This window comes from Bacillus sp. FJAT-29937 (genome assembly GCF_001509555.1).
In the GTDB taxonomy this organism is placed as follows: domain Bacteria; phylum Bacillota; class Bacilli; order Bacillales; family Cytobacillaceae; genus Cytobacillus.
Genome location: NZ_LMAS01000004.1, coordinates 1 through 12,845 on the forward strand (window position 1 = coordinate 1; position 12,845 = coordinate 12,845).

Annotated in this window: 16 protein-coding genes; 1 reads left to right on the forward strand and 15 read right to left on the reverse strand. The window is 32.1% G+C overall.

Annotated elements, in window-relative coordinates; all coding sequences use genetic code 11:
• Positions 1 to 45: 45 nt before the first annotated feature.
• The 10 genes from AR328_RS10065 to AR328_RS10110 form a co-directional block, all read right to left on the reverse strand.
• Entirely contained in the window at positions 46 to 1,671 is a 1,626-nt protein-coding gene (locus AR328_RS10065) for a hypothetical protein (protein WP_066294712.1), read from the reverse strand.
• 114 nt (positions 1,672 to 1,785) lie between these two features.
• Positions 1,786 to 1,983, reverse strand: coding sequence for a helix-turn-helix domain-containing protein (locus tag AR328_RS10070; protein WP_066294715.1), 198 nt, complete (start codon positions 1,981 to 1,983; stop codon positions 1,786 to 1,788).
• Positions 1,984 to 2,155: 172 nt separating this feature from the next.
• Positions 2,156 to 2,407, reverse strand: coding sequence for a hypothetical protein (locus AR328_RS10075; protein WP_066294716.1), 252 nt, complete (start codon positions 2,405 to 2,407; stop codon positions 2,156 to 2,158).
• Positions 2,408 to 2,530: 123 nt separating this feature from the next.
• Positions 2,531 to 2,794 (reverse strand): hypothetical protein, encoded by a 264-nt coding sequence (locus tag AR328_RS10080; protein ID WP_066294717.1) that lies wholly within the window; start codon positions 2,792 to 2,794, stop codon positions 2,531 to 2,533.
• A gap of 67 nt (positions 2,795 to 2,861) precedes the next feature.
• A complete protein-coding gene (locus tag AR328_RS10085; protein ID WP_066294721.1) occupies positions 2,862 to 3,224 on the reverse strand; it encodes a recombinase family protein in 363 nt (120 codons plus the stop codon).
• A 109-nt stretch (positions 3,225 to 3,333) separates the two neighbouring features.
• Complete coding sequence (locus AR328_RS10090; RefSeq protein ID WP_066294722.1) at positions 3,334 to 3,759, reverse strand: hypothetical protein; 426 nt, start codon at positions 3,757 to 3,759, stop codon at positions 3,334 to 3,336.
• A gap of 289 nt (positions 3,760 to 4,048) precedes the next feature.
• Complete coding sequence (locus AR328_RS10095; protein WP_066294726.1) at positions 4,049 to 4,387, reverse strand: hypothetical protein; 339 nt, start codon at positions 4,385 to 4,387, stop codon at positions 4,049 to 4,051.
• A 189-nt stretch (positions 4,388 to 4,576) separates the two neighbouring features.
• On the reverse strand, positions 4,577 to 4,867 hold the full coding sequence (locus AR328_RS10100; protein WP_066294727.1) for a hypothetical protein: 291 nt from the start codon (positions 4,865 to 4,867) through the stop codon (positions 4,577 to 4,579).
• Between the two features lie 53 nt (positions 4,868 to 4,920).
• Positions 4,921 to 5,229 (reverse strand): hypothetical protein, encoded by a 309-nt coding sequence (locus AR328_RS10105; protein ID WP_066294732.1) that lies wholly within the window; start codon positions 5,227 to 5,229, stop codon positions 4,921 to 4,923.
• 542 nt (positions 5,230 to 5,771) lie between these two features.
• Entirely contained in the window at positions 5,772 to 8,411 is a 2,640-nt protein-coding gene (locus AR328_RS10110) for a hypothetical protein (RefSeq protein WP_066294734.1), read from the reverse strand.
• A 397-nt stretch (positions 8,412 to 8,808) separates the two neighbouring features.
• Between AR328_RS10110 and AR328_RS10115 the strand changes: the two genes are divergently transcribed.
• Positions 8,809 to 9,633, forward strand: coding sequence for a tyrosine-type recombinase/integrase (locus AR328_RS10115; protein ID WP_066294739.1), 825 nt, complete (start codon positions 8,809 to 8,811; stop codon positions 9,631 to 9,633).
• An 83-nt stretch (positions 9,634 to 9,716) separates the two neighbouring features.
• On the opposite strand, the gene AR328_RS10120 is transcribed toward AR328_RS10115, so the two are convergent.
• The 5 genes from AR328_RS10120 to AR328_RS10140 form a co-directional block, all read right to left on the reverse strand.
• Complete coding sequence (locus AR328_RS10120) at positions 9,717 to 10,040, reverse strand: hypothetical protein (protein WP_066294742.1); 324 nt, start codon at positions 10,038 to 10,040, stop codon at positions 9,717 to 9,719.
• Positions 10,041 to 10,197: 157 nt separating this feature from the next.
• Complete coding sequence (locus AR328_RS10125) at positions 10,198 to 10,797, reverse strand: SAM-dependent methyltransferase (protein WP_066294746.1); 600 nt, start codon at positions 10,795 to 10,797, stop codon at positions 10,198 to 10,200.
• A gap of 26 nt (positions 10,798 to 10,823) precedes the next feature.
• A complete protein-coding gene (locus AR328_RS10130; protein WP_066294748.1) occupies positions 10,824 to 11,390 on the reverse strand; it encodes a peroxiredoxin family protein in 567 nt (188 codons plus the stop codon).
• Complete coding sequence (locus tag AR328_RS10135; RefSeq protein ID WP_082677184.1) at positions 11,387 to 12,112, reverse strand: cytochrome c biogenesis CcdA family protein; 726 nt, start codon at positions 12,110 to 12,112, stop codon at positions 11,387 to 11,389. The genes AR328_RS10130 and AR328_RS10135 overlap by 4 nt, the downstream gene beginning before the upstream one ends.
• 19 nt (positions 12,113 to 12,131) lie before the next feature.
• Positions 12,132 to 12,794, reverse strand: a complete 663-nt coding sequence (locus AR328_RS10140; protein ID WP_066294749.1) for a hypothetical protein — start codon at positions 12,792 to 12,794, stop codon at positions 12,132 to 12,134.
• Positions 12,795 to 12,845 lie beyond the last annotated feature (51 nt).

Genomic DNA, 12,845 nt, shown 5'->3' on the forward strand with positions numbered 1-12,845 from the left:
CTGTTTTTTCCAAAGAGATCCTCCTCCGAATCATTTATGAGGAGATTATCTCATAATATATTTTCCGTTAAAATGTGGGTATAGTTTGACGCTTACTTTTATAAGTTCTTTATATTTCTCTAGATTATCTTGGTCAAAATATAAATTGGCGATACAAATTAATAATGATACTTCGATTGTTGACGGTAGACTAATATTTTTAACTAAATATCTTTTCTTAAGATACCTCTTAAAAATAGTTTCACAATCTGTTGCACTCCATATCCAATAATCGTCATTAAATAATGCCAAAACCATATTTTCAATATTACAATGTGTCAACAATTCCTTGTTTTGTCTAATTACTTTTTCATAATTATCTCTCTTATCTTCTTTAAGATAAAAATCATTTAATATTATATAGAAAGAAAACATTAAATGTTTTTCTGGCTTTTTAGAAGAATTAATACTTTCTTCAATTAATTCTAAAACACTATTCATATCTGGTAATTTATAATCACCTGAATAAAGTGAGGTTACCGTAAGGTTAAGAAGTGCTTCTAAAGATTTAATTGGTCCATAACTTTCCTTACTTCCAATCCAATACTCTGGTGATAAGTATAAATTTATAGAACCGGGTAGATCTCCATTCCAGTCATATTCTTCTTTTTCTATAGTCTGTTGCTTGTATATAAAATTTTTTATTGTGTGCAAAGTCAAACGAACTAATCCACTATATGTCAAATACACATTATGTTCCCAAGTAAAAACCTCACCATTACTTAAATCTGGAAATGTTAGATGCTTCAGTAATGGCTTTAATTCATGTACATATTTTGACCGCATGTCATAAGAATTAAATAGAACTTGGTCTAATTCTGATTTTTTTAGAGGTCTATTTATATCCACAGCTTCTTCTACAAAGTAACTGTCATTTACATTGTCTTTTATAAATTCTATAAATCTCTTCTGTAATTTTAAGAAGGAATTTTGTAAGAGTACGCTTTTTATTTGTTGAACCGGCCCTTCCTCTATACCTTCAAAAATTTCTTCTAAACCTACCCTAATATTATGACTGTAATCTTCCCATTGGGGCTCATATTCATCAAAGTTTTGCGAAAAGGATTCCAGACAATAAACTAAAGATGCGTATGATGCTTCAATGTTTGTATTAAGGTTTATAAATGAATTAAAAAAGTTATAAAATCCATTAATTACAGCCTTGTAAGTTTCTCTGTTAAGGCCGATGATACTTTTGACTAATTCTATAAAAGAGTTAACTTCTTCTTGATTACCATTAATTTTGGAATCAAAAAATCTATTCAAAAATTTTGATGGTTGATATCTCTCTGTAAAATGACTAGAGCTTGTTCTACATAATCTTTCAACTTCATCTTTATCCGTAGAAAATATTGCTTGCAACCCAAAACTACATAGCAGCATAAACTGCTGTACAATTTCCGGATCACCAACTCTTACCAAGTTAAATCCTGAATGCATATCCTTTTCTATTTGATTATTGTAATGAAAAATATAAGTGTTTATTTCACTCCTATTGTCAATAGGTTCTAATGTTCCAATACATGTTTCAATCTTTAACGGCCAATAGTAGTTTGAGTATAAAACAGCCTTACATGGTGTTGAATAAACTGTATCACTATTAAAAAATTTACCCGAAATAATCTGTAACATGTAATACTCCTTCTGTAATGTACTTTTGTTTACTACCATTATGAATAATATGGAAATAAAGTTCAATCCAATTATGTTTGTTTATTTAATAGAATAATAAAAAAAGACTGCACATTATAATGCAATCTCTTCTCCCTTTGTCAGCCATTTCAAAAACACTGACTTATAAACCCTTAGTTGTTTACCCACTTTGACAACATGAAACTGACCACTATTCATTAACTCGTAGGCAGTAGTTTGCCCAATATTTAAAATGTCCTCTAAATCCTTTACAGTCAATACTAATGGAATTTCGTTTTCATTTTTATACATACTATCAACCTCCTAAATGGAGGCCAGACGTATGATGAATTGTGTTGTGAAAAATATGCTCTGAATTGTGTTATAAATGCTGACCTTTACTTATTTTTAATTATAATTAAAACTTCCAAATCATATTTGAACAATGTAGAAAATCACTGTTTACCTTTGTTTTTATCTGACCCTAAAATGGAAACCTTGAGACAGTTCCACGACTTAACACTTTCACAAAATCAGCATCTACCGTTAGGACGTCCTTAACAACAGGCAGCATTATGACAAAATATATTATGACATCTGGGTCTTCCGGGTCAAATAGTTCCGATAAAACATAAATAAGTTCGCCTTCCTCCAGCCAAACGTCAATGCCTTTAATTTTTTCTTCAAAACCCTCTTTAATTTTTCCAATATGGAATTTGTTCATTTCATAGTACATTAGAATTCCTCCCTTTTTATTGGAAGGGATATGGTATGATTACATATTATATTGGCACCCTTTCATATATTTTTTTGTTATTTTTTAATACGTATGGCGAAACATTGAGAATGTTATTTATTACTATTCCTCATTGAAATGCGGGAATCTCATAACATTCCCATGATTTTTCACATTGACGAAATCTGAGTTTATCCTTAGCACTTCCTTACTAGTAGGCTTCATTATTGCGTACCATAAGATACAATCAGAATCTTCTTCGTCAAATATCTCAGCAAGAACATATACAAGTTCTCCTTCGTCAAACCAAACTTCTTGTCCCCCCACCTTTATTCCAAAACCGCCAGTAATTTCTCCTTTATGATAACTTCTCATTTTTTTATTCATTAAAATTCCTCCTTTTTTATAAGAAGGGATAAGATTTTTATATTGCCTCACCCTTGTCTTTAATTTTTCAAAGCATTTTTTCCGAATCTAATATCGAAAGGTCTATAAGCGTTATTCCCTTCTCTTTAAATATTTTCAAAAGGCAATGAAGTTCCTCAATATCCCTACTCAATTCAAAGAGGTGATGAACAACAATACAATCTGTTTCACCCTTCATAATATAATCAATAAGCATACCTCCACCTATTCTCATTACCAAAGGTGATAGACCACTTGAGCCTCTGTCAACAATAATCTCTTCTATTAATATTGATCGGGTTGTACAATACCTTGAAATCCTCTCTTGCTTTAATCGAACAATATTTTCCACATCTGTTTCTAATGATGCAGTTCTAATGTAGCCTACTGCTAGTTTTAATTGTCTGAACATTTAATCATCCTCCCTTTCGTCATAAAGGGATGTGTTGTAAAGTAATAATATGAATGCCCCCTCTTAATTTGGTTACTTTTATTTCCATATCCGATAACTACTTTCTATTTCACCTTTTGGTGAATTTAAATTTTTGTAGGCCTTCTATTTCCTTTTCGAGTTCATCTCTTAGCCTAAGGTCCATAACTGGCCTTATTTTTTCCCACATGAGCAACTCAACAACTTCGATATTATGCTTTGAAAAGAAGGCTTTTAATTGCTCCCATTCCTCTTCCTCAACACAATCTGTTAAATCGTTTATTAGGAAAAAATCAATTGAATCTGAATTCTTTTCAATGAAGTTCATCATTTCTTTTCCTGCAGAACCCTTTCTGATTGGGTTGTGAAACTTGTAATCTACGATATCCTCAAATAAATTGAGGAGATTGATTTCATAGACCCTGCAAAAATCATGGATTTTATCTTTAAGTCTTTTTCCATGATCAAAACTTGATTGTTGTGTTGCTGTCATTACATAAGCAATTGCATTACTCATTTTGCCACCATCTTTCTTTGTATGCTTCTAGAAATGTCCGTCACTAAAAGTTTCCCAAAGCATACGAGAGTAATAAATCAATGTCATTGCGCCTTGTTAAATCATTGTGCATTTGAATCTGAGCAATTCTTGGTTCTTTTTGGGAAAAGCAAACATACTCATAAACTTTTACTAAATCCCCCATTTTGAACACATAACAACATAACATTGGACAAACTTTTCATGACAAATTTGTGGTACGGATGATTCACCTAATCCCTTTTGACAGTTACATATCCAATAACTTTTTTCATATACCCTCACCACGGTTTATAATTTCAATAAGTTCGTTCAAATGATTATCTAATGGTCCAACATTCTTCCAACGTATTTCCTCTGAATACATAGGCTTATCATGAACTAGAAAAACATTAATACCTAGTTCCTGACTGACGAATGTGATTAATTCTTCAGATGCAAAAGATTCTAGTGTAATAGGGTTATTAATATCATCATCAATAAAGAAGAACCCAATGCATTCCGTTTTCTCTTCCTTACAATGTTTTTTTACCTCATCACATAGTGAGCCTATTAGTTCATTATCGGATTTCTTGAAGTCAGCCAAGACATATCCCACTGCCTTTTTCATTTGATCTCCTCCTTGTATAAATTCTTATTTTATCGCTCTTACCCAAGCCGTCTGAGTAAGAGCTATATAATTGATAGTTTTCTTAAAGTTTTCTTCTACTTCCACTTCACAATGGGTTAACCTTGTGGTAGTATATGTGTAACCAACGTATTACTAATTTGATAATGTTTTTATAGATACTGCAAATATCTATATAATTTCGAGATGACCGTCTGGTGACATGATCATATAATGTCCCAGAGAAAAGTTTATGAGATAATCATACTTATCCTTTACTCTTAAGAGATTGAGAAATTCTTTAGTAGGCTGAGGTGCATTCGCATCAGTAAACCTATCCTCATAAACCTTTACTAGTTTTAGATTTCTTTCTTTACAAACCTTTTCAAATCCTTTAAGGACTTTTTTATAATGCTCATGGTTACTTTCAGCAAATTCTTTTTCAACTAAAACGTAGCCAAATGCTTTTGATTTTTTGTACACATGCATCTCCTCCTTTTTATGGTATTCTACATCCTTAAATAGTTTTTTAAATATCAACCTTTGGATTCATTTGTGAAGTGAATTTCAATTTCGTTGATTTTTTTATGTTTTTTTAACCATTCGTACGCTTGATCATTGTTTAGAAGAATAAGAGTTTCAATCCTCCAAGTTGAATTCCCACTTGATTGACTGTACTTTGTCTTTGCACCACCTTGCGCATGTGCAAAGAATTGACCAGCATTAGTTAAATATAAATCCTCAAATACATATCTAAAATCACTACTAGGTAACCCATTACTATACTCAGCAATAAATGTTGCTTTCTTTGTTTCGTAAATTTTCCCCTTAATAATTTCTCTCATTTTTTTATACACCTCCAATCTTGAAAACTACCTTTTAACAAACCTATAATTTTTGTTTGCTACGGTTGATAAGGAGTATATTACACCTTTTTATTGTTGACAACCCTCGATAATTGTTCGTAGATAAAAATTGGAAATATAAATATTACCATTCCGAATTGAAAATCCATACATATCAACACTTTTATTTTTTTAAAACTTTTTTTAAAAATTTTTTTCCTTCTTGTGCTATTTCGTAGATAAAAATTTGCGCATTATATACATATCCCCCGGCATATTGTTAAATTTGCGACATCAATTTCATAAAGTATCTAACACACCCATCATAATTTGTCATCCATAAATAATTAAGACGCCCCCATGGGTAAACACTTCAATGGATTTAAGCGAGTTTATAAGTATGCCTCCTGTTTTAAGTTGGTATATTGGATTAGAGGATAATGCTCCTTTTCACATTGATGAAGCGGATATACCATTTACTTAATTGAATAGCCACTTAGAAAACGCCCAACTAATTGAAGCTGGGCGTTTTCTAATTTTGACTATTTCATTATTTCTTGTATTTCATTTTGAGAAAAAGATTTGTAATCAGCGCCTAGAACCGGTAAATTACTAAGAATAAGCACTTTGACCGGATATCTATTGACACGTGCCCGTCCTATCGCTTGTATCAATTGACTTTCTATCAGGTAAAACTGAATTTCCCTCAATAAAGACTCACCATTATATGTAGTAAAGTAAAATCGCAAACCATTCCGTTCAACTTGTCTATATTCCATACGGCTTTCTTCCAAACCCATGCGAAAGCCTAGACAAACACCTATTAACAAGTATGCAATAGGATTAATATGTGGTGTACCAATAACCGTAATATTCTTACCTTTCATTGAATCAATTCCTTCAGTATTTCCGAAATAAAGGTTTTCTTCTCTTTCAATTTGGAAGAAATCTTTATATGAAATAATTTCGCTGCAGGGATTATATCGTTGTATAAGATTTTCTGCCAATTTTATTAAGTCTTTTTCATTCTCTTTTATCGTGTACCTGCTAAAACTTTTAGATGTAACTTGTAGTATACTACCCTTTGGCTTTACTTCACCTAAATCATAAAATTGGACATTGTTTCCAAATGCAAGTTTGGAAATTTGTTCATTCGCAGTGGCGCTTAATATAATTATTTTTCTATTTTCAGGAAGCTGGTTCCTGTTTATAAAATAAACCCACTCTTTATCATTTACTCTCTTTTTTATAAAATAATCGCAATTCAAAAATCCTAATATATCAGAATGAATATTTGAATCTTCAATAACGGTATGTTCCATTTCTTTAACTGAAGGAAGCAGAAATGAGGAACGCTCATGTACTACATCTGACGGAGCATCAATTATCATCTTTTGTAGTGCCATGATTACATCTTTATTATCTTGATTTTCCTGTAGTTTTGTAAAAGCATAAACTAAATCGGATTGCCTCATTTGGGAAATAGGAAACAATGAAGGAATTGGGTCTTCATCGAAAATAATGGTTGAATTTGAATCATCATTAGTGTAAATTGCCCTTTGGTGTGTTGTAAGGAGGATCCCACCTTTAGTTTTCTTAATTTTTTCCAACTCCTCAAGGAACATTCTGACTTCATCATTTTCTAATGATAATTTACGCAAATATTTATTAACAGCCTTATATGCACCAATATTGTATAAATGTTCTACTTTATCTCTAAAATGGGCTTCAAGTGTTGGTAATTCCGGAACTTTAAAGTGCTGAACATTTTGCTCTTTAAGTCGTAGAGAGACTTCATCCTTCAATTTGTGAGTAGGAAATGCAACGCTGAAAGTATAATTCTTGGCACTATTGATTATCAATTCCGTTTTTCCAATACCTGTTGGAGCCTTAATGACATAAACTCCCTTCTCATTATTCCTTAGAAGTTCCCCACACAGATCCTCCAAATTTTTATATACTTCATCAACTTCTTGAAAATGTAACTGATTTAGAACTTGAACACTTCCACGCGGTAATTTTCCCTGTTCAATCATGTTTTTGGTATGAGTACATTCATTAGCAAATGGACAAAATGATTCACACCTAGACGGAAGATAGTTCATTTTCTTAATTTGGTTCAACATCAATGACCAATCTTCTTTCTTCTGAAGATACTCACTTCTTGAATTGATAATCTCAACAACTTTAGACTTGCCACCTTCAATGTTAAGTAGGTTAGTCATTAAACCAAACATTTCATGATGGTATAACCAATATTCTCCAGAAACTGCCTCACGATAAAGTTTACATCTATCCTCCAACGTTCCGAATGGAAAGTTCCGAATTAACTTCACGTTTTCTTCCTGCAATAAACCGTTAGAATATTCGCTATTGAATTTTGAATCTTTTTCAAATACTAAATAGTAATCACTATGACTAATTTCTGCACGCGTCCTATAGTAATTAATAGGGTTAGTGCGGTTTTTATTCAACGAGACATAAATTGAACTATTCCCTTCTGGTGCAACACTATCATTAATGACTTTATAGTAGGGATAACCCTTGTATAAACTAAGATTAGTTACCTCACAGAACTTCTTTATTTCCCTTGATGAGTTTGTCCCTGTTTTTAACTTTATTACCACAGCATCTAAAAGTTGGGGAACTGTCAGCATAGAATTGCTAGTAAATTCAATTTTCTTTCCACCAAAAAAGAATCTTGCCTCATCATTTGCATTTGGATCTGCAGCAGGAAACAACGTGGTCAAACTTTTTTGTATTATTTTTCTTACTCTGGTATCTTGGATTTCTTCATTTAATAAAAAAACCATTCGAAATTTATGTTGGTTCTCTAAATGACTAAATGATGAGTAAATAAAAATTGGTTTAACATTTATATCTTCAGAATGTTTAATAGCCTCATCGATTCGTAATCCTCTGTCGATATCTATTGCAAATAATTGCTGACCAGCCCAATTATCATTCAACCTTTTTTCTGTTTGGAAGTAAGCAGGCGTAAATGATTGAGCATTTGGTAACGTAATAGATTTCATTAATTCTTCAATAGTAACCTCTACCCTTTGCTTTGCAATCCTAGAAGAGATATCTATAATATCCTCTTTCTTAGGCTTTTGTATAAATCCTTCCCAGTCTAAGCATACCTTAATTCTGTTCTTAAAAATTGTATCTTCCTTAACCATTGTGATCCCCCCTTTCTATAAGGAGGAGCATGGTATTTAATAGTGTTTTAATGAAATTCTCTTAATTTTGTTTTTATCAACTCCTCTAAATCTTTCTTCAATGGTTACAGCTACATAATATTTGACCTAATTTTTGTTTTCAAATTTTTAGCGTAAGTATTTTATGATATAAGTTTACTTTTTACAGGATTTTGGCCAGTTACATTGAATCATGAAAATGAAAATGCCTTAAAACCCTACAAAAGAAAGGAAAGGAGAATGTCGTGGAAAAACGTCGTGGAATTACTATTCTACGTAATAAAAGATTAATATTTGATTATTTTTTATAACAGAAAGGGCTATTAACTCAAGAAAATTTTGTCGTGGAATAAATTAATCTAAAAAATGGGGTGATTCTATGTTAGACATATATCTCGTAGAAGGACTAAGAGGGAAGTCTAAACAAACGATAAAAACATACACTTTTTGCCTTTCTCAATTCAAAACGTGGCTAGATGGTGCCGGTACTAGTTTAGAAGATTACTCACGAACTGATGTACAATTATATGTTAATTATCTTGTTAGCAAAAGATTTGCAGCTACTACGATTAACAAACATTGGAGTTCGATTAAACATTATAGCCGATGGGCTAAAAAAGAAGAAACGATTGAGGACATATCTGTAATCTCTCCACCTAATATGTTAAATGAAGCACCAAAGTCGCTAAACCGGAATGAAATACACAAGATTATTCGTGAGATTGATCGTTCTGGAAACGTCCGAAACTTTGCAATTGTTCAGTTATTAATAAACACAGGAATCAGACTGAATGAATTAGTACAACTTGATCGTGAAGATATAGAAATAACTGAACGGAAAGGGTCCGTAACCATTAGATATGGAAAAGGTAATAAAGAACGGAAAATTCCTTTATCTTCAGAGACTAGGAGAGCCATTTTAAAATATTTAGAAACCCGAGAGGATCAGCATGAAGCATTGTTTCTTTCGAATAGATATAAACGAATTTCAGAAAGAACTGTTCAACATATTTTTCAAAGATACGATATTAATGTACATGCTTTTAGACACACATTTATTACAAAACTAGTTAGAAACGGTGAAGACTTTAGCATCGTCCAAGCATTATCAGGACATGCAAATGCTGATATGGTTATGAGGTATGCTGCACCGAATGAGGAAGATAAAAATGAGGCAGTCACAAATTTGTGGTTGACTGACTGAAAGTAATAATATCAAAAGAGCTTCAAAATAATGGAGCTCTTTTGATATATGGTAGAAATATTCTGAATGAATACATATTTAAATCAAATTACCTGTAACATATAGCCCAACTCAACTGGAACATCTGAATGCAAATCCTGTCGTAAAATGCTGAACTCTAGTCTGTGCTTAGAGCAAGTATTTTCGAAGATTTTAAAATTTTTAAGCTCCCTAAATTCTTCATAATCATAGATTATTACTCTTTGAATATTATTGTTTTCTTTTTCCATATTAAGAAACTCATTCAATAGCGAAACATCATTTAGACTTATAACCATTGTCTTTTTATAAAATAAATCTCCATGTATTTTAATACTTTCAGCGTATTGATTATACTTTTTTAAATCAAATACTACCCCTAAAAACACGTAATCACCCCAACTAATTTATTAGTACTTACTATATTAACGCGAATCTAATCATCTTCAAGTCTTAATTTTCATTAAAGGTTTTATCATCTAATTAACCGCCAACTAGAAATGATTTCTGTCCTACTGATAAATGCAAAAAGACTCCAAAGTTATTTTATTCTCTTTTTTGCCCCACAAACTGAATAACATGTGACAAACCATTATGAAGTTCTCCTTCATTCCTTACAACCTCGCCCATAAAAAAGTGAACAATCCGCCAATCTGAAAATATGCTTAGAAACTCTTCTGGTTTGTATAGCAATTCTATATTTTGTGGTCCACCACTTTTGTATGGTAGTTGATATACCGAATACACCTCTGAAATAAAATAACCACCTGGCTTAACTGATTCTTTGACACCTTCAAGTGTTTTTGTACGTAATGCCTCTGGAAAGTGACCAAAAATACAAATCAATCCATCCCACTGATCTTTATCCCAGTTAGCTTCATTTAAGTCTACAAGCTTTGTTTGAACTGTTACGTTTCTATCCTTGGCAAGCTTTTCTGTTTTAGCCAGTCCGGATTGCGCATAATCCCATGCAGTTACATTCATTCCTTGTTGCGCCAAGTAGACTGCATTTCTACCTTCTCCTTCAGCAATAGCCAATACATCTCCTGATAGGTTTAATTTTTCATGGACATCCGCAAGAAATACGTTTGGATTAGTTCCATAAACATAATTCTCATTTTTAAATCGATCATTCCAGGAATTCATAGCTTGTTCTCCTTTGGTTTAATTTTTTAGTCGACACTTTTTATTAATTGCTCCATCATTTCCTTATTCATCGGTCCGACAATTTTCTTTCGAACAATCCCCTGCGAATCAATTATATAACTTGTTGGGATCGTAAAAGCTTGATATGTTTCTCCTGTATCGCCTTTAGTATCAAGCAGTATTGGAAAAGTTAATCCATAATCTTTTACAAATTTTCCAATATCGTTTGTGTTCTTTTCTGCAGTCGTTAAATTAACTGCTAGGATTTCTACATTTTCTTTTTGTTGATCTAGATAAAACTCTTGCATATGAGGCATTTCAGCTTTACAAGGAGGACACCAAGTAGCCCAAAAATTTAAAATGACTTTCTTTCCTTTATAGTCAGACAGTTTTACTTCTCTTCCTTCAAAAGTCTGGAGTTGAAATTCAGGTGCCAAATTCCCTTCTTTTATTCCACTAATTAAATCATTATTTTCTATTCGATTGTTAAGGGAGGTTTCATCCATATTGTCTTTTTCTGAAAATGCATAGTCATATACTCCCCAACCTAAAAGACCAATCAAACCTACTAAGACGAGTATTTGTTTGTTCATAATCCCACTCCTTTAAAAATCGTGAATGTAGAGAGATAAGCACTGATTTTTTCCATTTGACCAGTGAATAATAAAAACCCCATTATGATAAGAATTACTCCATTAACTAACGAAAGCTTTGGTAACACCTTATTGATTCTTTTAATCACATTTAAAGAGTATGTCACAAGAAAAGATAACAAAAGAAAAGGAATACCTAGTCCTAAGGCGTATATCCATAATAAAAACATACCAGAATAAATCGTTTCTGTTGAACTAGCCAGTAATAAAATGGACGATAAAGCAAGTCCTACACAAGGTGTCCACCCTGATCCAAATGCTAAACCAAGGATAAATGATTTTAGAGAACTAGCTTTGGACTTCCTACTATAATCAAACCGTTTTTCAGTCATTAAAAGCTTTATTTTAAATACACCAAGCATCTGCAATCCAAAAATAATGATGAGGAATCCCCCTATCATTTGAATCAATTTCTTATTATCTAAAAATATTTGTCCTACAACACTTGCTGAAGCTCCTAATAACACAAATACAATACTAAATCCAAAAATAAAACTTATTGAACGAGACAATAGGACACTCTTCTGGGTATTTACTTTTCCATCTTTTACTGACCCATTGGTTAAATGGGCAACATATGCAGGAATTAATGGAAACACACAAGGTGAAAAAAATGAAAGTACCCCTGCAGTTAATGCAAAAAATATTGTGATATTCTCCAATTCTTACCCACCTTTCTTTCTACTGTAGTTTTCTGTCCCAAAGGTAAAGAGACAAGATTATTAATCCTATAAAAAACCACTGCTCCATCGAGAAAATAAAGACAGTATTTTCATTGATTAGAACCAATGAGAGTATTATTTTGTAGAATGAAAATAAGACGATGACAGAAAAAAATGACTTATATGAGGATAGAATCCTTTTAACTAGAATGAGTATCAAATTAGTCAACGAATAAATGCCAATAAGAACATGATAAATGAAATTATCCTCTACAAAGGTGGCGAATAAAAAGTGATAGACAGACAGCACTGAAAAACTAAATAGTAAGCCGTATTTCAAAGTAACTAGCATTGAAATATCTAATTTCCTTGCTCTATAAATAAAGTAGTAGATTGAAAAAATAATAGCTAAAATTAAGCCACTTCTTCCTCCTGTAAAATACAACAACGACAAAGGACTTTTTATGACTAATGAAGGCTCCGTAAGAAGTAAGCTACCTTTCCAAATAAAAAAGCCTAAAAACACGCTATTAGTTAATAAGTCAAATATTGCCTTATTTTGTTCCCTATTCGGTAAGCGTAGGAGCAATACTTTTATAAGAACTATTCCAAATAGAATTGCCACTCCAAGAAGAAACCATTTAAAGAGAATCGTAAAAGAACCGATTTGAATGATATCCATGGGTACCTCCTAAAAAATTGCTTGATGTTTACACAAAAAGGGGCTGTTTAG